At 66.3% G+C, this 19052-nt stretch carries 18 protein-coding genes and 1 riboswitch; of the genes, 13 read left to right on the top strand and 5 right to left on the bottom strand.

Translation table 11 applies throughout. The annotated features are described in order from the left end of the window. Positions 1-151: 151 nt before the first annotated feature. Positions 152-850 (bottom strand): GNAT family N-acetyltransferase, encoded by a 699-nt coding sequence (locus tag QZ709_RS16135; protein WP_366937186.1) that lies wholly within the window; start codon positions 848-850, stop codon positions 152-154. A 473-nt stretch (positions 851-1323) separates the two neighbouring features. Between QZ709_RS16135 and rplM the strand changes: the two genes are divergently transcribed. The 6 genes from rplM (at position 1324) to erpA (ending at position 5033) form a co-directional block, all read left to right on the top strand. Next, positions 1324-1752, top strand: coding sequence for a 50S ribosomal protein L13 (gene rplM, locus QZ709_RS16130; protein ID WP_294638427.1), 429 nt, complete (start codon positions 1324-1326; stop codon positions 1750-1752). An 11-nt stretch (positions 1753-1763) separates the two neighbouring features. After that, on the top strand, positions 1764-2156 hold the full coding sequence (gene rpsI, locus QZ709_RS16125; protein ID WP_294638426.1) for a 30S ribosomal protein S9: 393 nt from the start codon (positions 1764-1766) through the stop codon (positions 2154-2156). A 188-nt stretch (positions 2157-2344) separates the two neighbouring features. Beyond that, positions 2345-3382 carry an N-acetyl-gamma-glutamyl-phosphate reductase gene (gene argC, locus QZ709_RS16120; RefSeq protein ID WP_294638425.1) on the top strand — a complete coding sequence of 346 codons (1038 nt, stop codon included), beginning with the start codon at positions 2345-2347 and terminating at the stop codon, positions 3380-3382. After that, positions 3382-4107 carry a DUF6776 family protein gene (locus QZ709_RS16115; RefSeq protein WP_294638424.1) on the top strand — a complete coding sequence of 242 codons (726 nt, stop codon included), beginning with the start codon at positions 3382-3384 and terminating at the stop codon, positions 4105-4107. Before argC ends, QZ709_RS16115 begins: the two co-directional genes overlap by 1 nt. A gap of 66 nt (positions 4108-4173) precedes the next feature. After that, entirely contained in the window at positions 4174-4620 is a 447-nt protein-coding gene (locus tag QZ709_RS16110) for a polymer-forming cytoskeletal protein (protein WP_294638423.1), read from the top strand. Positions 4621-4649: 29 nt separating this feature from the next. Then, positions 4650-5033, top strand: a complete 384-nt coding sequence (gene erpA / locus QZ709_RS16105; protein ID WP_294638422.1) for an iron-sulfur cluster insertion protein ErpA — start codon at positions 4650-4652, stop codon at positions 5031-5033. Positions 5034-5044: 11 nt separating this feature from the next. On the opposite strand, the gene QZ709_RS16100 is transcribed toward erpA, so the two are convergent. Both QZ709_RS16100 and QZ709_RS16095 read right to left on the bottom strand, forming a co-directional pair. Beyond that, positions 5045-6199 carry an anhydro-N-acetylmuramic acid kinase gene (locus QZ709_RS16100; RefSeq protein ID WP_294638421.1) on the bottom strand — a complete coding sequence of 385 codons (1155 nt, stop codon included), beginning with the start codon at positions 6197-6199 and terminating at the stop codon, positions 5045-5047. Between the two features lie 3 nt (positions 6200-6202). Further along, positions 6203-7642, bottom strand: a complete 1440-nt coding sequence (locus QZ709_RS16095) for a M23 family metallopeptidase (RefSeq protein ID WP_294638420.1) — start codon at positions 7640-7642, stop codon at positions 6203-6205. Positions 7643-7803: 161 nt separating this feature from the next. On the opposite strand from QZ709_RS16095, the gene tyrS reads away from it, so the two are divergent. The 4 genes from tyrS (at position 7804) to pdxH (ending at position 12728) form a co-directional block, all read left to right on the top strand. Next, positions 7804-9054, top strand: a complete 1251-nt coding sequence (tyrS, locus tag QZ709_RS16090; RefSeq protein ID WP_294638418.1) for a tyrosine--tRNA ligase — start codon at positions 7804-7806, stop codon at positions 9052-9054. Between the two features lie 233 nt (positions 9055-9287). Further along, positions 9288-10103: a PEP-CTERM sorting domain-containing protein gene (locus QZ709_RS16085; protein ID WP_294638417.1), complete on the top strand. Its 816-nt coding sequence runs from the start codon at positions 9288-9290 to the stop codon at positions 10101-10103. Positions 10104-10228: 125 nt separating this feature from the next. Beyond that, positions 10229-11356 carry an OmpW family outer membrane protein gene (locus QZ709_RS16080; protein ID WP_294638416.1) on the top strand — a complete coding sequence of 376 codons (1128 nt, stop codon included), beginning with the start codon at positions 10229-10231 and terminating at the stop codon, positions 11354-11356. Between the two features lie 718 nt (positions 11357-12074). Continuing rightward, positions 12075-12728 (top strand): pyridoxamine 5'-phosphate oxidase, encoded by a 654-nt coding sequence (gene pdxH / locus QZ709_RS16075; RefSeq protein ID WP_294638415.1) that lies wholly within the window; start codon positions 12075-12077, stop codon positions 12726-12728. A gap of 10 nt (positions 12729-12738) precedes the next feature. Here pdxH and msrA read toward each other — a convergent pair whose 3' ends face one another. Continuing rightward, a complete protein-coding gene (gene msrA, locus QZ709_RS16070) occupies positions 12739-13314 on the bottom strand; it encodes a peptide-methionine (S)-S-oxide reductase MsrA (RefSeq protein WP_294638414.1) in 576 nt (191 codons plus the stop codon). A 124-nt stretch (positions 13315-13438) separates the two neighbouring features. Between msrA and QZ709_RS16065 the strand changes: the two genes are divergently transcribed. Further along, positions 13439-14308, top strand: coding sequence for a YdcF family protein (locus tag QZ709_RS16065; RefSeq protein ID WP_294638413.1), 870 nt, complete (start codon positions 13439-13441; stop codon positions 14306-14308). A gap of 232 nt (positions 14309-14540) precedes the next feature. Here the strand turns inward: QZ709_RS16065 and QZ709_RS16060 are convergent, their stop codons facing one another. Next, positions 14541-16136 carry a UbiD family decarboxylase gene (locus tag QZ709_RS16060; RefSeq protein WP_294638412.1) on the bottom strand — a complete coding sequence of 532 codons (1596 nt, stop codon included), beginning with the start codon at positions 16134-16136 and terminating at the stop codon, positions 14541-14543. 413 nt (positions 16137-16549) lie between these two features. On the opposite strand from QZ709_RS16060, the gene QZ709_RS16055 reads away from it, so the two are divergent. Continuing rightward, the gene (locus QZ709_RS16055) at positions 16550-17476 is read left to right on the top strand and encodes a lytic transglycosylase domain-containing protein (RefSeq protein WP_294638434.1); all 927 of its coding nucleotides are present in this window, start codon (positions 16550-16552) and stop codon (positions 17474-17476) included. 66 nt (positions 17477-17542) lie between these two features. Then, positions 17543-17683, top strand: a riboswitch (ZMP/ZTP riboswitch). Positions 17684-17752: 69 nt separating this feature from the next. Continuing rightward, positions 17753-19003, top strand: coding sequence for a serine hydroxymethyltransferase (gene glyA, locus QZ709_RS16050; protein ID WP_294638410.1), 1251 nt, complete (start codon positions 17753-17755; stop codon positions 19001-19003). Positions 19004-19052 lie beyond the last annotated feature (49 nt).

The following is a 19052-nucleotide window of genomic DNA, read 5'->3' as shown; positions in this document are numbered from 1 at the left end:
CTTCGGTGAAGGTGTCGGCGCCGCGCATGGTGGGTGTCGCTTCAGGTCGTTGAGGTGCTACGCTGATAACGCATCACGCCACTGGGGCGTGGACTTGGCTGTTGGGTATTTCCGCAGCCTGCTAGGGAGGGGGGAGTGAGCTGGGCGGCCCTCAGGCCGAGGTGATCAGCAGGCGCAGCCAGTCACTCGCGTGCAGCATCTGGTATTTGACGCGGTAGATGGCCTCGGCCGCCAGCGACTGCAGTGAACTGTCGATGTGGCTGAAGGTGGTGTCGGGTGGCAACTTCAGCCAGGCTTCGGCCTCGGGGCCGTCCCGTTCCACCGTCGCGCCGGCCTTGGCCGCGATGCGCAGCATGGGCGCGTTCTCGCTCAGCGCGTGGATCATCAGGTGGCTGGCGTGGCGGTTGCGCGCGTGCATGATGGCATGCTGGAACATCCGCGAGCCCAGGCCCTTGCCGCGCCCCTGCTTCAGCACCGACACGCCGAACTCCATGGCGCGGCCCCGGGATGCGTCAGAGCCGCGTGCGTCGCCGCCGGGCATGGCCGCCAGGTGGGCCACCGCCACCAGCTGCAGGCGGCCATTGAAGATGCCGAAGACCTCGTCGCGGCGGAAGTCGATCGACGCGACATAGCGCGCCACCTGTTCTTGCGACGCTTGGAAGCCGAAGCGCAGGTAGCGGTCGTGCTCGTCCAGTTGGAGCAGGTGATCCAGGATGCGGGCGCGGTGGCGCGCATGCAGGTTGCGGATCGGCACCCAGCCGTCCGGGCTGGCCGGCCGCTTCGGCGGGGCGCCATCAGTCTTGTTGAAGCCGAAGCGATCCAGTTGGGGGGGTGTCTGGGTTGCGGTCACGGAGGACCCCTTTCTGCCCAATGTCGGGGCGCTTCAACATCCTGCGCCCCACGGGTGTGCGTTAACCTAGGGTTTCCCCTAATAGTAAGGGAAATCCCGGTGTCGCGCAACCGTCCCCGTGTGGGGATGAACGTCATCCGTGATGGCTTTCACGCTGTCCGTGTCTGGAGACGGATGCGGCGCACACTGGGGCGCTCGGAAAAAAGTTTGTGCTGCGCGCAATTTCAGGGCTACAATCTTGGGTTCCCGACATGGTTGCCGGGAGGCTTTGTCATTCTGAGGTGTCCTTCACGGGCGCGGTGGGGTGGCAAGGCCGGGTCCGATCGACATCCGGTCGGCTGCGCATTGCGGGCACTGCCCGCAAGCTTTCAAGCGCGGTCGCCGTCGGTTGCCCCGCTGCCGGAGAGGCCACCACCTTCCAAGAAGTGGTTCCAAAGGCGGCTGTCAGCCAGTTTTACCACTTAGGAAATCTCATGAAGACCTTCAGTGCCAAGCCGGCCGAAGTGAAGCACGAGTGGTTTGTGATCGACGCCACCGACAAGGTGCTCGGACGAGTGGCCAGCGAAGTCGCTCTCCGTCTGCGCGGCAAGCACAAGGCCATTTACACGCCTCACGTGGACACCGGCGATTTCATCGTCATCGTCAACGCCGACAAGATCCGCGTCACTGGCACCAAGGCCAACGACAAGGTTTACTACCGTCACTCGGGCTTCCCCGGCGGCATCTACGCCACGAAGTTCAAGGACATGCAAGCCAAGCACCCGGGCCGCGCCATCGAAAAGGCCGTCAAGGGCATGCTGCCCAAGGGTCCCCTGGGCTACGCCATGATCAAGAAGCTGAAGGTCTATGCAGGCAGCGAGCATCCGCACGCCGCCCAGCAGCCCAAGGCCCTGGAAATCTGAGGAGCGGAACCATGATCGGTAACTGGAACTACGGCACCGGCCGTCGCAAGTCCTCCGTCGCCCGCGTCTTCATCAAGAAGGGCACTGGCCAGATCACCGTCAACGGCAAGCCCGTCGATCAGTATTTTGGTCGTCAGACCTCGATCATGATCGTCAAGCAGCCGCTGGCCCTGACGAGCAACCTCGAAGCGTTCGACATCAAGGTCAACGTGCACGGTGGTGGCGAATCCGGCCAGGCCGGCGCCGTCCGTCACGGCGTGACCCGCGCTCTGATCGACTTCGACGCTGCCCTGAAGCCCGAACTGAGCCGCGCTGGTTTCGTGACCCGCGATGCCCGTGAAGTCGAGCGTAAGAAGGTCGGTCTGCACGGCGCCCGTCGCCGCAAGCAGTTCAGCAAGCGCTGATCGATCTTTCTGGACCGGCGGCCTTGGCTGCCGGCATCCAGCACCCGCCCCAGGCCCGCGCCTCGGGCGGGTTTGTTTTTTGGGCGTCATGCGCTGTCCCTACAATGGCGCCTCGCCCTGTCTTTCCTCTCATCTTGTCTTGCTGCGACGCTGGCGTTGGCTGGTGGCGTGGCTGAAAGGTCCCCTCCATGATCAAGGTCGGCATCGTCGGTGGCACCGGGTACACCGGGGTGGAACTGCTGCGCCTGCTGTCGCAACACCCCGAGGTCCAGATCCGCGCCATCACGTCGCGCAAGGAGGCCGGCATGCCGGTGGCCGACATGTACCCCAGCCTGCGCGGCCATGTGGACCTGGCCTTCACCACGCCCGACGCCGCCGGGTTGACCGAATGCGACGTGGTGTTCTTCGCGACGCCCCATGGTGTGGCGATGGCGCAAGCCGCCGAGTTGCTGGCCGCCGGCGTCAAGATCATCGACCTGGCCGCCGACTTCCGCCTGAAGAACACCGCCGAGTTCGAGCAGTGGTACGGCATGCCGCACAGCTGCCCCGACATCCTGGCCGAGGCCGTCTACGGCTTGCCGGAGATCAACCGCGAGGCCATCAAGCGGGCCCGTGTGATTGGCAACCCGGGGTGCTATCCCACCTCGGTGCAGCTGGGCTTTGCGCCGCTGCTCCGTCACAAGCTGATCGAGCCCACCGGCCTGATCGCCAACTGCGCCTCGGGCGTGTCGGGGGCAGGCCGCAAGGCCGAGGTGCCCACCCTGCTGGCGGAAGCGGCCGACAACTTCAAGGCCTATGGCGTCAAGGGCCACCGGCATGGCCCGGAGATCAACCAGCAGCTGCGCGCCATTGCGGGCGACGACAGCGTGCGCTGCCTGTTCGTGCCGCACCTGCTGCCCATCATCCGGGGTATTCACTCCACCTTGTACGCGCGCCTCAACAGCTCGGGCCAGGCGGCAGACCTGCAGGCGCTGTTCGAGGATGCCTACCGCGGCGAGCGCTTCGTCGACGTGCTGCCCGCGGGCAGTGCGCCCGAAACACGCACGGTGCGTGCCTCGAACACCGTGCGCATCGCCGTTCACCGGCCGCTGCCCGACACCGTGATGGTGCTGGTGGTGGAGGACAACCTGACCAAGGGCGCCTCCGGTCAGGCTGTGCAGTGCATGAACCTGATGTGCGGGCTGGATGAGCACCTCGGGCTGACCGGCGTGCCGGTGCTGCCCTGATGCGTTGGCGGCTGTTGCGCCGGCGGCTGTCGATCAGTGCGCCGCGCATGGCGGTGCGCAGCCACCTGCCGTGGCCCTTGCGGTGGGCGGTGGCGGCCCTGATGCTCGGCTTCTCCGCCGCGCTGGCCCTGTGGGCCTTCGAGTTTGGTCGCAACATCGCAGGGCTGAACCATGGCGCGCGCCAGATGGCCGACGTGCTTGCGCAGACGCGCGAGCAACTCGCGCAGGCACGCCAGGACCGGGATCGGGCGCAGTCGGTGGCCAACTCGGCCGACAGCCTGCTCAAGGCCGAGCGTGTCACCCAGCAGCGGCTGGCCGAGCAGGTCAAGGCGCTGGAGGCCGAAAACCTTGCCCTGAAAGATGACCTGGGCTTTTTCGAGCGCCTGTTGCCCGCCACGGGCGGCGAGGGCGTGTCGGTGCGGGGCCTGCAAGGCGAACTGACCGAGTCCGGTCAGCTGCGCTACCGCCTGCTCGTGATGCAGCGGGCGGAGGGCCGCATCCAAAGCGACTTCGTCGGCCGATTCGAGCTGTGGTTGTCGGGTACGCGCGATGGCAAGCCATGGGCGGATGCCCATCCCGTCGTCGCACGGCCGCTGCAGTTCAAACAGTACAGCCGTGTCGAGGGCGTGGCGGCCTGCCCGCAAGGTGTTCAGTTGCGCCTGGTGCAGGTTCGCGTGCTGGATGGCACGGGGGGTGTGCGCGCCAGTCAGTCCTTGCGCCTGTGAGGCCGTTGACCGGCCCGCACAAAGGTGTACGCTCGCGTATTCGGCCTACTTTGTCTTGAGGTCAACATGTTCGGATGGAAGAAAACCCCGCCGATTCGCACGCTGGTGGGCGAGGGCACGGTGGTCAGCGGTGAACTGCGCTTCACGGATGGCCTGCGCATCGACGGCGAAGTGCATGGCGACGTGACCGCCGCCGGTGAGGGCCGCACCCTGCTGGTCATCAGCGAAAAAGCCCGTGTGCATGGCAAGGTCACGGCCGGCCATGTCATCATCAACGGAACCGTGCATGGCCCCGTGCTGGCCGACAGCCTGCTGGAGTTGCAGCCCAAGGCCCGCATCGTGGGTGACGTGAAGTACGAAGCCCTCGAGATGCACCAGGGCGCCACCATCCAGGGTGGGCTGCATCCCCTGCAGGCCGATGACAAGCCCGCTTTGAAGCTGGCCGCCTCGGCCGCCGGCAACCCTGACCGGGTTCAGCAGCCTGCCGCCGCGAACCCACTGCACAAAATCTGAAATCGATCCCCGTTCCCGGAGTACAACCCATGACCGCCGTTGCCCAAGAAACCCAGACCGCCGACACCTTCTCTGCTGACGTGCCGGCCCCGATCATCTTCACCGACGCGGCAGCAGGCAAGGTCGCCGAACTGGTTGCCGAAGAAGGCAATCCGGACCTGAAGCTGCGCGTGTTCGTGCAGGGCGGCGGCTGCTCCGGCTTCCAGTACGGCTTCACCTTTGACGAGATCGTCAACGAAGACGACACCAAGATGGAGAAGAACGGCGTGACCCTTCTGATCGATGCCATGAGCCTGCAGTACCTGGTGGGTGCCGAGATCGATTACAAGGACGACCTCGAAGGCGCCCAGTTCGTGATCCGCAATCCGAACGCCACCACCACCTGCGGTTGCGGTTCGAGCTTCTCGGTCTGATCTGACGCTGTTCAGCGCGCTGGATACAGCGCGCCCAGCACGCGGGGGCCTCGGGCCCCCGTGACCGCCGGCACATTGCCCGCCAACCGTGCCACATGCCGCCAGGCCAGCCAGGCAAAGGCGGCTGCCTCCACCTGCATCACGTCGAGGCCGTGGGCGTCCGAACGTCCCACGCGCACGCCTGGCAGTTGTTCGCCCAGGCGGCGCATCAGGTCGCCATTCAGGGCGCCCCCACCGCACACCACAACTTCGGTCGCGTCCGGTGCATGCTGCTGCAGCGCCAGGGCGGCACTGCGTGCCGTCAGCTCGCACAGCGTGGCCTGCACGTCGCGCGCCACCTCGGCATCGCCCAGCGGACCGTCGGGCAGGCCATGAGGGGCCAGCCAGCGGGCCAGCCAGCCTGGGTTGAACAGGTCTCGCCCCGTGCTTTTCGGTGGCGGCAGGCTGAAGAAGGGCTCGGCCAGCGCATCGGTCAACCAGTCCTCGCGCACCGAACCCATCGCACCCCATTCGCCATTCGCGTCGTAGGCGTGGCCGGTCTGGGTCTCGCACCACAGGTCGAGCAGTGCGTTGCCTGGCCCGCAGTCGAAGCCCAGGGGATCCTGGCTGGGGCGAAGGATGCTGACGTTGGCCATGCCCCCGATGTTGAGCACGGCCACGGTGCGGTCCGGCTGCCCGAACAGGGCCTGGTGAAAGGCTGGAACCAGAGGGGCTCCCTGGCCGCCGGCCGCGATGTCGCGCGTGCGGAACTCGGCGACGACGTCGATGCCCGTCAGCTCGGCCAGCAGTGCCGGGTTGTTGAGCTGCCAGGTGTAGGCGAGGTCGGGGCGGTGCCGGACCGTCTGGCCATGGGCGCCGATGGCGCGCACCTCGGTGGGCAGCACCTCGGCTTCGGTGCACAGCGCGTGCACGACGGCCGCATACAGCACCACCAGGGCCTGGGCTGCCTCGGCACTGCGGTGCAGTTCGTCGTGGCCAGCGGTGTTGAGGTCGAGCAGCGCCTGCCGCAGGGGCGGGGGCAGCGGCCGGTGGGCATGGGTGAGCGTGGACCAGGTCCCCTGCTCATGCCGCATCAGCACGCCATCGACGCCGTCGAGCGAGGTGCCCGACATCAGCCCGATGTACAGCGCACCGGTGTCTGGCAGGCCGGCTGACGGCGTGCTCATGCCTTATTCGAAGCGGGGGCCGGACTGAGCGCCTGCCGAGGCCCATTCGCTGGCCATGTCCAGGCGGGCGGCAATGGCGCCGACCTGGCTGCGGAAGCTGGCCAAGGCTTGCGGCGACAGTTGCAGCGCCTCCGAGGCGCGGGCGACCACCATCGGGTCGACCTGCTGTCCCTTGACCTTGAATTCGAAGTGCAGGTGCGGTCCGGTGGCCCAGCCCGTGGCGCCCACGGCGCCGATCAGCTGCCCCTGTTCCACGCGCTGGCCCTTGCGCACATCGATGCGGCTCAGGTGGGCGTAGACCGTCTGGCGGTCGCCGGCGTGCTGGATCTGCACCACGTTGCCATAGCCGTTCTGGACACCGGCAAAGTTCACGACGCCTTCACCCACGGTGCGCACCGGGGTGCCGGTCGGGGCACCGAAATCCACGCCCAGGTGAGCGCGCCACGTCTTGTGGATCGGGTGGAAGCGCATGGCGAAGCCCGAGGTCACGCGCGAGAAGGCCAGCGGTGACGCCAGGAACGCGCGTGTCTTGCTGCGCCCGGTCAGGTCGAAGTACGCACCCTTGCTGCTGCCCGGTTGCTGGAACCAGACGGCGTCATGCACCTCGCCCTTGTTGATGAAGCGGGCAGCCAGGACGCGGCCGGTGCCGCTGGTCCAGGTGACCGGCTCGCCGTCGGCCAGCAGGGCCTCGTACAGCACGCTGAATGCATCGCCCTTGCGCAGTTCACGGCGGAAGTCGATGTCGCTGCCGAAGATCTCGGCGACCTGGTTGGTGACGGCGTCCGGCACGCGGGCATCGTCCGCCGCGGCGTACAGCGACGAGCGGATCGTGCCCGAAGCCAGCTGCTGGGCCCGTGCCAGCGGCAGTTGCTCGCTGCGCACATCCCAGTGAACCTGTCCTTCGGTGGTCGTGCGCTGGATGGTGATGCGGGTGAAGTGGGTGTCGAGCTGATCGCCCGACGCGGCAGGCCCGCGCACCACCAGCTCGCGCAGTCGGCCGTCGTCGACGATGGCCTTCACGGCCTTGCCGGTGCGCCCCTGCAGGATGGACGCGGCGACCAGGTCCTCACGCAACAGGCGCGCGGCGTCGGCGTCGTCCACGCCCAGGCGGCGCAGCAGGCTGTCTGCGGTGTCGCTGCTGCGGGTGATGTCGCTGCGGTAAAGCGCCAGCGGCTCGGCATCCAGCCGGCTCAACTCGGCCGTCAGGGCGGGGGCCTGAACCGGCTCCACCACTTCCACCACGGTGGGCTGGGCGGTGTCGGGCAGGGTGGTGAGCGGTGCCACACCAAACGCGGTCACGGCCGAGCCAGCCAGCAACGCCAGGACGGCGGCGCTGACGCGACGGGGGTGACGGTGCGCGGCGGCCTGGAGGGCCTGGGCGCGGTGGGCGAGGGTGGTGAGCGGCGAGGGCGTGGCGGTCTTGATCTGCTTGGGCGAAGTCAAAACTGGGATCCTTCTGGTTTCTGGAGGAGGGGCGCGAGCCTGCTCCCCTAAAATCAGCCCGCGTCGAACGCAAGGCCCATGCCCGCGCGCGCGCACAATCTGCGGAGTATAGCCCCATCGTGGGGCACGCCGATCCGCCGAATTCCACCCGATGGCCCGTCATGCTGCACCCTGAAAATCCCGCACCCGCTACGCCCGATCACCCCGTATCCGACCGTGTCCGTGAGGCGCTGGCCGTCACCCTGCGCGGTGTGGACGAGCTGCTGCCCGAGGCCGACTGGGTCAAGAAGCTGGCCCGGTCGGAGGCCACCGGCGTGCCGCTGCGCATCAAGCTGGGCCTGGACCCGACCGCGCCTGACATCCACCTGGGCCACACCGTGGTGCTGAACAAGCTGCGCCAGCTGCAGGACCTGGGGCACACCGTGATCTTCCTCATCGGTGATTTCACCTCGCTGATCGGCGACCCATCCGGCCGCAATGCGACCCGCCCGCCGTTGACCGAAGAACAGGTCAAGGCCAACGCGGAGACGTACTACAAGCAGGCCAGCCTGGTGCTCGACCCGGCGAAAACCGAGATCCGCTACAACAGCGAATGGTGCGATGCGCTGGGCGCGCGCGGCATGATCCAGCTGGCCAGCCGCTACACCGTGGCCCGCATGATGGAGCGCGACGACTTCACCAAGCGCTTCAAGGCCAACACGCCGATCAGCGTGCACGAGTTCCTCTACCCGCTGATGCAGGGCTATGACTCGGTGGCGCTGAAGTCCGATCTGGAACTGGGCGGCACCGACCAGAAGTTCAATCTGCTGATGGGGCGACACCTGCAGGCCGAATACGGCCAGGAACCCCAGTGCATCCTGACGATGCCGCTGCTGGAAGGCCTGGACGGCGTCGAGAAGATGTCGAAGTCCAAGAACAACTACATCGGCATCAGCGAGCCGGCCAACACCATGTTCGCCAAGCTGATGAGCATCAGCGACGACCTGATGTGGAAGTACTTCACCTTGCTGAGCTTCCGTCCGCTGGACGAGATTGCGCGGTTGAAGGCCGATTGCGAAGCCGGCGCCAACCCGCGGGATGCCAAGGTGCTGCTGGGCAAGGAAATCGTCACGCGCTTTCACAGCGCTCAGGCCGCGGACGAGGCGTTGCAGGATTTCGTCAACCGCGCACGCGGAGGAATTCCGGACGACATTCCCGAGCTCACGCTGACTGCGACAGACGAGGGCCTGGGCATCGGCGTGTTGCTCAAGCAGGCGGGCCTGGTGGCTTCTTCCAGCGAAGGACTGCGCCTCATCGAGCAGGGCGGCGTGCGCGTCGACGGGGAAGTCGTCCGTGAAAAAAGTCTCAAGATTCAACGCGGTACCTTCGTGATCCAGGTCGGCAAGCGCAAGTTCGCCAAAGTCACGCTTTGAAGGCATGTCGGGGGTAACCCCGACGCACGAACGCGGGGGGGCGCGCGGTGCCTCCGTGTTTTCCAGGGGAATTAATCACGTCCCGGCAGGGTCCCCCGCGTTGTCTCCACACCGGCGGCCCCACTATCCTTCATACGAACAGACGTTTAAAGGTCTGTGCGAACCGAAGGAACACGCGGATGCCTTCGGAGCGCAGAGAAGTCCCAAAGGGCCGCTTTGAAGTGGAGATAAAGATGAAACTTGCAATGAAGAGCATCGTCGCCGCGGCTGCCCTCGTGGCAGTCGGCGCTGCCAGCGCTGCCTCGCAGACCGTGACCGTGGGCGGCTCGGTCAATGGCTACACCCTGACGGGCGGCTCCGGCGCCCTGACCTTCGACCGTTCGCTGGTCACCGCCATCAACACCGGCGGCATCCAGCTGTCGGCCGTCACGCCGGCCACCGCCACGCTGCTGAAGACGTCCACCGGCAAGTACAACAACACCGACGGCAACCGCCCGGTGTTCAATGCGCCGATCACCTCGCTGGTCGTCGACACCGTGTCCGGTCAAGTGACCCGTGCCTCCACCTCCGGTGGTGCCCTGATGGTGGCCCCCGCCACGATCGAAGGCGAGGACAACCTGGCTTCGACCGGTGGCTCGCTGTCGGTGACCAACATCAACGTCGACCTGGTGGCCAAGCGTGTCTACGTGGACATCAACGGTGCCAACGGCGTGGGTTCGAAGACCAACTACTACCTGTGGGACATCGCCTCGATCACGGGTGACACCGCCCTGAAGGACGGCACCGCCATCACGACCATCACCGGCCTGACCATCGCTGGCGGCACCACGGGCGACGCGTTCAACACGTTCGCCAAGTCGCTGGGCCTGACCGAAACCGGCATCGTGGCCATGAAGGGCATCACCAGCTACGGCTCGATCGTGTCGACCATCACCGCGACCAAGGCATCCACGCCCCCGACGCCGCCCATCCCCGAGCCCTCCACCTACGCCCTGATGGGCCTGGGTCTGGTCGGCATTGCTGCCGTGGCACGTCGCCGCGCCAAGTAAGCCGTCTCGGGAAGACGCAGTGAAGTGGGTCGCCCACTTCACTCATGAGAGCAGCCGCTCGCGCTCACGTGAGCGGCTGTTTTCATCATGGAAAATGAAAACGTTGAACGGTTAACGGAGACATCATGAGTCGCTGTGGACGCTTCGCTCTGAACCTTGCTGCGATGGCAGCCCTGGCCGGTGCGGCCGGTGGCGCGGCCGCGCAGAGTGCTTCGCCAGACCCCTACATGGCCAAGCAACTGTCCAATGCGGTACGGGGCAATCTCTTCATGCGGCTGGGGTACACGAGTATCGGAGTCAAGACGAAATCCAGCGATGCGGTTGACGTGACAGGGCCCGTGGTTACCGCGGCAGACATCCGGGCCGCCGCGGCTTATGGTGACTCTCTGCCTGATGAGCATCCCCTGAGTGCAGCCAACCTGGATTACAACTTGGCTGCCGTGGAGACCGGAGATGAATTGAAGGCGTATTCCGGGATCGACGGCGTCAATATCCTGGCCGCGACCCTGGAGCGCAATGGTCTCGCGTTAGGAACGCCGCCGGGCATCAAGTCCAAGGCGGGCGATTCTGCGACGTTGACGCTCAGCATCGGGTACTGGTTGAGTGACGACCATACCTGGGTGGCGGAGGCTTATGTGCTGGCTGCTCCTCTGACAGTCAAAGCCTATGGCGAAGGGGTAAACGCCCGCGGTCGACCAAATGGCCTCAACGGCAAGCAGATCCTAGAGACCAAGATGCTCCCCCCTCTCGCGGTGCTGGGTCGCTATTTCGGTCCGCGCGATCAGCGCGTGCGGCCCTATCTCGGCATCGGTGGCACTTACGCCGTCTTCTTTGACACGCGTACAACGAGCGCGTATGACAGCTATGTCGGGGGGCGCAGCACAGCCAAGCTGAAGAACGCGTTCGGGGTAGGGCCGTTTGCGGGCTTGATGGCACGGCTGAGCGACAACATGCACCTGAGTGTTGCCATTGGCACGGTGCAGATCAAGACCGAGGCAACTGTTACGACGTACAACACGATGTTCAAGACCGGTGACGGCGTATTGCAGGACTATCCTCAGACGGTCGTGGACCAAATCAATGCGACACAAAATCCGCGTAATCGTGCGTACATCGACTCCAATTTGGTGACGAAATTGACCCAGTTGATTGCGGAAACCAAGGGCGGGAGCGATCTGGGTACTTACACCCGCAAGCAAAAGCAAACATTGGACAACACCATCTTCAACATAAGCCTCGGCTATTCATTCTGATTCAAGGCGAAAAGGTGTGGGTCGGCCGTAAAGCCGCCTCATCCCTAGAACGATGATGTGCTCACTTGTTCAAAGTAGCTACTGGGTATCGGCTCGCCAAGCGGTTCAAATCCCTTGCGTGCGTGAGGCGGACCAGCTCTGAGAAGAGCTCTGCGCCGACGCCCATGGCGGGAGCGGGGGACGGCTCAGCAGCCTTGACCAGCGGCGCCGAGGTCAGGCTGTTTGCCATCGCCTGAAGTTGCTCTCCAGATGGAGGCTGTGGTCGGACGGGCAGTAGGATCCATCCTCCCGCACTTGCACTGGCCTCCACGCCGGCCTTGATCGCAGCGGGTATCCAGTTGCCAGGGGCGGTGCCCCAGTTGTCTTCCAGTGGCAGCACGTTCGAAAACGGCATCATGGCTCCGGCCGTGGAGACCATCTCCGGGGCTGTAACCACCAACGCTGGCAGCCCGCTTTCGATCACTCTCTGTAGGGTGCATGTCAAAGCCCTGGCGGCGCTGTCCACGCTTCCGCCATGAGCGGTGCCCGAATCGGGCGCCGGACTGGCGAGAACAATGACGGTGGCAGGGCGAAGCATGATGGCGAGGGGCTGGCTGTGCACCAGTGTCGTGCCGTTTGTTGCACCGCACCACCGTGCCTTTACCTAAGTGCATACCCGCGCGGCGGGGCTTGACGTCCGTCATCGTCACGGGGCGCCGATGTGCCCGATACTGGCGCCATGGACAAATCTTCTCCTCACGATCTGGCGCAGATGCGCAAGAGCTACGAACAGGCCGAACTCGACGAGGCGCAGGTCGCACCCGAGCCGATCGACCAGTTCCATCGTTGGTTTGACGAGGCCGTGCACGCGCGGGCACTGGAGCCGAACGCCATGACGGTCGCCACGGTGGGGGCCGATGGTCGACCATCCACCCGCGTGCTGCTGCTCAAGGGGGCCGATGCGCAGGGGCTGGTCTGGTTCACCAACTACGACAGCCGCAAGAGCCAGGACCTGGCGCACAACCCGTTTGCCGCCATGCAGTTCTTCTGGGGCGAGCTGGAACGCGTCGTGCGCATCGAGGGCCGCGTCGAGCGTGTCAGCGACGCCGAGTCCGATGGCTACTACCGCAGCCGTCCGCTGGGCTCGCGCATCGGCGCCTGGGTGTCACCGCAAAGCCAGGTGCTGGCCTCGCGCGCCGAGCTTGAGGCGGCCTGGGCCCGGCGTCAGGCGGAACTGGGGGATGATCCGCCACGGCCGCCGAACTGGGGCGGTTTTCGGCTCGTGCCGGACCGCTGGGAGTTCTGGCAGGGCCGCCCTTCGCGTCTGCACGACCGCATCGCCTACGTCCGCCAGACGGATGGCAGCTGGCTGAGACAGCGCTTGGCGCCCTGAGGGGCGCAGATCACGACGAGGCCTTGAGCAGGTCGGCAAAGGCCTGCTGGGCCTTGGCCACCTTGGGGGCCACCACGAATGCGCAGTAGCCCTGGTGGGGGTGCTGCGCAAAATAGTCTTGGTGGTAGGCCTCGGCCGGATGGTAGTTCGCCACCGGCGTCACCTCGGTCACGATCGGCTGGGTGTAGACGGCCGTGGCGTTCAGCTCCTCGATGAAGGCGCGCGCCTCCAGCGCCTGCTGGCTGTCGTGCGTGAAGACGGCCGAGCGGTACTGCGTGCCCACGTCATTGCCCTGCCTGTTGAGCGACGTCGGATCGTGCGTGGCGAAGAACACGGCCAGCAACTGCCGGTAGCTGATCTGAGCCGGATCGAAGCGCACACGGATGACTTCGGCGTGACCGGTCTCGCCGCTGCAGACGGCTTCGTAGGTTGGTACCGGGTCATGGCCGTTGCTGTAGCCGGATTCGACGCTCACCACGCCGCGCAGCGGCAGGAAGACGGCCTCGGTGCACCAGAAACAGCCGCCCGCGAAGGTGGCTTCGGCCAGCGCGGGGGCGTGAGGCGAGACGGGTGGGCTGGAAGGCATGGATGGGGTCTCCGCTTAGACTGGCCCATTATCCGGTGCGGGCTCAAACCTTGTCGTGTGCGGGGCAGGACGCGGTACCGGCATCAAAACCACCGCGGCAGTGTGCCGCTTCAAGGGGGATGACATGGTGGACTGGGGTGCTTCCAAACCCCTGCTGACGGCCCTGGCCCTGCCGCCTGTGCCTTTTCTGGTGCTCGTGCTGGTGGGGGCTCGGCTGATCCTGCCGCGCCGCGGGTGGGGTTACGCTCTGCTGCTGTTGGGCGTGGCGGGCCTGTGGTTCAGCAGTTGCCAGAAAACCGCACTGTGGCTTCAGCAGGGTGCGATGCGGCCTCCGCCTGCCCTGTTCGGGGCCGAGCAACAGCGGTTGGAAGAAGCAGGCCGCGCCCATCAGGCTCAGGGGCGCCGCGCGTCGAAGGGGGCGACCACCCCACCGCCCGCTGCCATCATCGTGCTGGGGGGCGGCCTGGAACGGCTGGCTCCGGAGTTTGGGGTTTCAGCCCTTTCGCCGTCTTCCGAGCGGCGGTTGACATACGGGGTGTGGCTGAGCCGACAAACCGGGCTGCCACTCGGATTCAGTGGTGGCGTGGGCTGGGCACAGCAGGGGGGGCAGGTCGGATCGAGCGAGGCCGAGGTGGCCGCACGCATGGCCGAGCGGCTGCACGGGATGCGCATGACGTGGGTGGAGGGGACCTCTTCCGACACCCGCGAGAACGCCCAGCGCACCGTGGCACTGCTCGCCCCTCAGGGGGTCCGGGAGATCGTCCTGGTCACCGATGCGGCCCACATGCCCCGCGCCCAGCGGGCCTTCATCGAGGCCACGCGCAAGGCGCTGGTCCAGCATCCCGAGTGGCCCATCATCCGCGTCACGCCCGCGCCGGTGGCGTATTGGCGCCCCAGCGAGCGGCCCCTGCTGGACTGGCTGCCGTCCACCGACGGGGTGAGCAATGTGCGGCAGGTTCTCCGCGAGTGGCTGGGTTGGCTGGCAGGCGCCTGAAACGAGAAACCCCCGGACTAAGCCGGGGGTTGGAGCGGCGCGCGGGCCGTCCGAGGAAAGGGCAGAGCGCGTTGTCTGCCGCTTCCCAGGACGCAGTGACTGCGTCCCTTGTGGTGCCTGCATTGAGCAGGTGCATGAAGATTACGCCGGCCCCGTGGGTCTCGCAAGCCCTTGTTACATATTCAGCGGCAGGACGCGTCTTGCGGCACGGAGCGGGGCCTGTGACCTGCGCTCAAGCGCGCTTCGAGGGCTGCAGGATGGCGGCGACCAGATCGTCCACCCGCCGTTCGACCGTGTCCGGCATGGTGATCGTGCGGCCCCATTCGCGCTGGGTCTCGCCCGGCCACTTGTTGGTTGCGTCCAGGCCCATCTTGCCGCCCAGTCCGCTGATGGGTGATGCGAAGTCCAGGTAGTCGATCGGCGTGTTGTCCACCAGGGTCGTGTCGCGGACCGGGTCCATGCGGGTGGTGATGGCCCAGATCACTTCCTGCCAGTCGCGGATGTTCACGTCGTCGTCGACGATCACGATGAACTTCGTGTACATGAACTGACGCAGAAAGCTCCACAGACCGAACATCAGGCGCTTGCTGTGCCCTGGGTAGGCCTTCTTCATGCTGATGATGGCCATGCGGTAGCTGCAACCCTCGGGCGGCAGGTAGAAATCGACGATCTCGGGAAACTGCTTCTGCAGGATGGGCACGAAGACTTCGTTCAGCGCCACGCCCAGCACGGCGGGTTCGTCAGGCGGCTTGCCGGTGTAGGTCGAGTGGTAGACCGGGTTGTCGCGGTGTGTGATGCGCGTCACCTCGAACACCGGAAACCAGTCCTGCTCGTTGTAATAGCCTGTGTGGTCGCCGAACGGCCCCTCCAGCGCGTGCAGGTAGCCGCCTTTCTCTTTCAGTGGCACGCCGTGCTCGCTCACGCCCTCATAGCCGGTCGGGGCGGTGGGAATGTGCCCTTCCAGCACGAACTCGGCCGATGCGGGCACCTGCAGGCGCAGGTCGCCTTCGCCCACCCCGGTGTCGACCACCTCCGTGCGACTGCCGCGCAGCAGGCCGGCAAACTGATACTCGCTCAGGCTGTCGGGCACCGGGGTCACGGCACCCAGGATCGTGGCCGGGTCGGCGCCCAATGCCACCGCGATGGGGAAGGGGCGGCCCGGGTTGGCCAGCGCGAACTCTCGGAAATCGAGTGCGCCGCCACGGTGCGCCAGCCAGCGCATGATCAGCTGGCGTCGGCCGATGAGTTGCTGGCGGTAGATGCCGAGGTTCTGCCTGCGGCGGGGCGTGGGCACGTTCTGCGGCCCGCGCGTGACGACCAGGCCCCAAGTCAGCAGCGGCGCCGCGTCCTCCGGCCAGCAGTGCTGGATGGGCAGGGCCGTGAGGTCGACATCGGCCTGTTCCAGCATCACTTCCTGGCAGGCTGCGCGGCGCACCTGTGCGGGCTTCATGTCCCACAGCGCCTTGGCCATGTGCAGCAGCTTGCCGGCGTCTTTCAGGCCGCGCGGGGGCTCCGGCTCCTTCAGGCTGGCCAGCACCCGGCCGATGTCGCGCAGCTCGCTCACATCCTGAGCCCCCATGCCCAGGGCCACCCGGCGGGGGGTGCCAAAGAGGTTGGCCAGCACGGGGATGGCATGGCGTCTGCCCGGTGCCTCGGCGGTGCCCTGGCCGGTGGGCTGTTCGAACCAGATGGCGGGTCCGCCAGCACGCAGCACGCGGTCGCACAGGGCCGTCATTTCAAGGTGGACCGACACGGGTTCGCGGACCCGGCGGAGTTCGCCTTGGGCTTCCAGGCCGCCGACGAAGTCCCGAAGATCGCGGTATTTCATTTTGTGAAGTTATAAAGAATGAATCCGTTATGCTTGACTGGTTATTTCAAGGCTGCCTAGAATCCGCCTCCGTTGAGCCCGGAGTCTGATTTTTCCGGGTTATCCCTTGCGCCTCGAACATGAGGCGCAACGCTGCCAGCCCTGGCACACCCTCGCGGTCCATGTCGTTCGGACCTGCCTTTCGTGATGGCTCTGCGCCTTTGCACAGCGCCGCCATCGTCCAGCCGGGGCCATTATCACTGCCGCTCGGGCATGGCGTGGTCGGGTCCTTGACCTGACGTCGTCGTGTCCCGGGTGCCGGTGGGGAAAGGAGCAACATGACAGCGTTTGACCGTGCAGCGGAAGGCCCCGTGCCGACCGCACCAGTGGTTCCTCAGCGGGCGAAGGCCGTCCGCACCGCGGCAGGTGGCGTGATGGCCGCCGTCCGTCTGTTCTTGTCCGACGTGATGGGTGGCCTGCGCTGCGTCAGCCACAACGCCCTGGCGATGCTGGGCCTGGCCGCGGTGGCTGCAGCCCTGTTTCTGGCGCACCGGCCCGATCTGCGTCACGATCTGGAAGGTCGCGCCCTGAGCTGGCTGCTGCAGCGGGCCGAGCAGCGCGTGGCGCAGGATGCCGATGCCGAAGACGCGTCGGCCCTGGCCGAGCTGGCCGAGCCGGAAGCCATCCAGCGCGCCACGGCCGCCAACCCCAAGGAGCTGAACCGCCAGCAGGCGGCGGTGGCCTACTGGATCGCCCGACGTTACAACGTCGCGCCCGAACCCATCAGCCGCCTCGTGCAGGAGGCCTGGTCCGTGGGGCAGCACATGGGGGTGGAGCCCACCCTCGTGCTGGCCGTGATGGCCGTCGAGTCGGGCTTCAATCCGTTTGCCCAGAGCCATGTGGGTGCGCAAGGCCTCATGCAGGTGATGACCCGCGTCCACCATGACAAGTACGCCATCTTCGGCGGGCAGAACGCGGCGTTCGACCCTGTCACCAACCTACGCGTCGGGGTGCAGGTGCTGCGCGACTGCATCCGCCGTGCGGGCAGCCTGGAGGGCGGCCTGAAGTACTACGTCGGCGCAGCCAATCTGTCGGACGATGGCGGCTATGGCGCCAAGGTACTGGCCGAGCAGGCCTACCTTCGCCAGGTGGCGGCGGGCCGCCAGGTGCCCGTGATGTCGCCGCTGCCTCAGGCCACGGTGCAGGCCGTGGCCCCGTCGGCGGCGCCTGCGCCGGTTCAGGCCGTGCCGGTGGCGGCACCGCCTGCCGGCGCACAGCAGGGCGGGGCGGCCTCGGGCGCGAATCCCGCCGAGCCGCCTCCGCACCGTCCCGAGCAGGTGGCGGTGTTGTCTCTGCACTGAATGGCCTTGCGCCAGGGGGCGGTACGGAAGGCGGTTGGCGCCCCCCGGCGCCCTCCGCTACAATCCATCCCGCTGCGCGACTGGCGATACACGGTGGCTCCATCCGGCTCTGGCCTGATGAAGTCGGCCTGAGGTGGTGAACCACCGGGAAGCGCAGCCGGCCGGTGCCCGCACCGTGTCGCCAAGCCGTTCGCCTGGGCAGCCCTCACGCCGACCTCGTCATCCTGGCGGGATTCGGGCCGCGGGTCTTCACACCATGAAGAGGACTGCCAAGTCATGTTTGACCGCGCCAAGCACACCATTGCCAACGTCGATCCCGAACTGTTCGCCGCCATCCAGGCCGAGAACACCCGTCAGGAAGACCACATCGAGCTGATCGCCTCCGAGAACTACACCTCGCCGGCGGTGATGGAAGCCCAAGGCTCCCAGCTGACCAACAAGTACGCCGAAGGCTATCCCGGCAAGCGCTACTACGGTGGCTGTGAGCACGTCGACGTCGTCGAGCAACTGGCCATCGACCGCCTCAAGCAGCTGTTCGGCGCCGAATTCGCCAACGTCCAGCCGAACTCCGGCTCGCAGGCCAACCAGGCCGTGTTCTTCGGCCTGCTGCAACCCGGCGACACCATCATGGGTCTGAGCCTGGCCGAAGGCGGTCACCTGACCCACGGCATGCCGCTGAACATGTCGGGCAAGTGGTTCAAGGTCGTGTCCTACGGCCTCAACGCCCAGGAAGACATCGACTACGACGCGATGGAAGCCCTGGCCCGTGAGCACAAGCCCAAGCTGATCATCGCCGGTGCCTCGGCCTTCGCCCTGCGCATCGATTTCGAGCGTTTCGCCAAGATCGCCAAGGAAATCGGCGCCTACTTCATGGTGGACATGGCCCACTACGCCGGCCTGATCGCCGCGGGCGTCTACCCGAACCCGGTGCCGCACGCCGATGTGGTCACCTCGACGACCCACAAGAGCCTGCGCGGCCCGCGTGGCGGCATCATCCTGATGCGCTCGGAAGAGATCGCCAAGAAGATCAACTCGGCCATCTTCCCCGGCATCCAGGGCGGCCCGCTGATGCACGTCATCGCCGGCAAGGCCGTGGCCTTCAAGGAAGCCCTGAGCCCCGAGTTCAAGGCATACCAGCAACAGGTGGTGAAGAACGCCGCGGCGCTGGCTGACACCCTGACCAAGCGGGGCCTGCGCATCGTCAGCGGCCGCACCGAGAGCCACGTGATGCTGGTCGACCTGCGCCCGAAGAACCTGACTGGCAAGGAAGCCGAAGCCATCCTGGGCCAGGCGCACATCACCTGCAACAAGAACGGCATCCCGAACGACCCGCAGAAGCCGATGGTGACCTCGGGCATCCGTCTGGGCTCGCCGGCCATGACGACCCGTGGCTTCAAGGAAGAGCAGGCCGTGGCGGTGGGCAACCTGATCGCCGACGTGCTGGACAACCCGCACGACGAAGCCACCATCGCCCGCGTGCGCGAGCAGGTGTCGGCCCTGACCCGTCAGTTCCCCGTCTACCGTTGAGCTGCGCGCTGATGCGTGACTGATCGCAGACCCGGCCAGGACCGACCGT

The organism is uncultured Aquabacterium sp. (genome assembly GCF_913773725.1).
Taxonomy (GTDB): Bacteria; Pseudomonadota; Gammaproteobacteria; order Burkholderiales; family Burkholderiaceae_C; genus Aquabacterium.
The sequence above is the reverse complement of the archived record's forward strand: the minus strand, read 5'-3'. Positions and strand labels throughout refer to the sequence as shown.

What these genes read in the sequence shown, in the direction of transcription:
- QZ709_RS16085 (WP_294638417.1), top strand. Translation starts at nt 9,288, where the DNA reads ATGAAACTTGCAATGAAGAGCATCGTCGCCGCGGCTGCCCTCGTGGCA.
- QZ709_RS16100 (WP_294638421.1), bottom strand. Translation starts at nt 6,199, where the DNA reads ATGAGCACGCCGTCAGCCGGCCTGCCAGACACCGGTGCGCTGTACATC.
- QZ709_RS16060 (WP_294638412.1), bottom strand. Translation starts at nt 16,136, where the DNA reads ATGAAATACCGCGATCTTCGGGACTTCGTCGGCGGCCTGGAAGCCCAA.
- msrA (WP_294638414.1), bottom strand. Translation starts at nt 13,314, where the DNA reads ATGCCTTCCAGCCCACCCGTCTCGCCTCACGCCCCCGCGCTGGCCGAA.
- QZ709_RS16110 (WP_294638423.1), top strand. Translation starts at nt 4,174, where the DNA reads ATGTTCGGATGGAAGAAAACCCCGCCGATTCGCACGCTGGTGGGCGAG.
- QZ709_RS16055 (WP_294638434.1), top strand. Translation starts at nt 16,550, where the DNA reads ATGGCCGCCGTCCGTCTGTTCTTGTCCGACGTGATGGGTGGCCTGCGC.
- QZ709_RS16065 (WP_294638413.1), top strand. Translation starts at nt 13,439, where the DNA reads ATGGTGGACTGGGGTGCTTCCAAACCCCTGCTGACGGCCCTGGCCCTG.
- tyrS (WP_294638418.1), top strand. Translation starts at nt 7,804, where the DNA reads ATGCTGCACCCTGAAAATCCCGCACCCGCTACGCCCGATCACCCCGTA.
- erpA (WP_294638422.1), top strand. Translation starts at nt 4,650, where the DNA reads ATGACCGCCGTTGCCCAAGAAACCCAGACCGCCGACACCTTCTCTGCT.
- glyA (WP_294638410.1), top strand. Translation starts at nt 17,753, where the DNA reads ATGTTTGACCGCGCCAAGCACACCATTGCCAACGTCGATCCCGAACTG.
- QZ709_RS16115 (WP_294638424.1), top strand. Translation starts at nt 3,382, where the DNA reads ATGCGTTGGCGGCTGTTGCGCCGGCGGCTGTCGATCAGTGCGCCGCGC.
- QZ709_RS16080 (WP_294638416.1), top strand. Translation starts at nt 10,229, where the DNA reads ATGAGTCGCTGTGGACGCTTCGCTCTGAACCTTGCTGCGATGGCAGCC.
- rplM (WP_294638427.1), top strand. Translation starts at nt 1,324, where the DNA reads ATGAAGACCTTCAGTGCCAAGCCGGCCGAAGTGAAGCACGAGTGGTTT.
- pdxH (WP_294638415.1), top strand. Translation starts at nt 12,075, where the DNA reads ATGGACAAATCTTCTCCTCACGATCTGGCGCAGATGCGCAAGAGCTAC.
- argC (WP_294638425.1), top strand. Translation starts at nt 2,345, where the DNA reads ATGATCAAGGTCGGCATCGTCGGTGGCACCGGGTACACCGGGGTGGAA.
- rpsI (WP_294638426.1), top strand. Translation starts at nt 1,764, where the DNA reads ATGATCGGTAACTGGAACTACGGCACCGGCCGTCGCAAGTCCTCCGTC.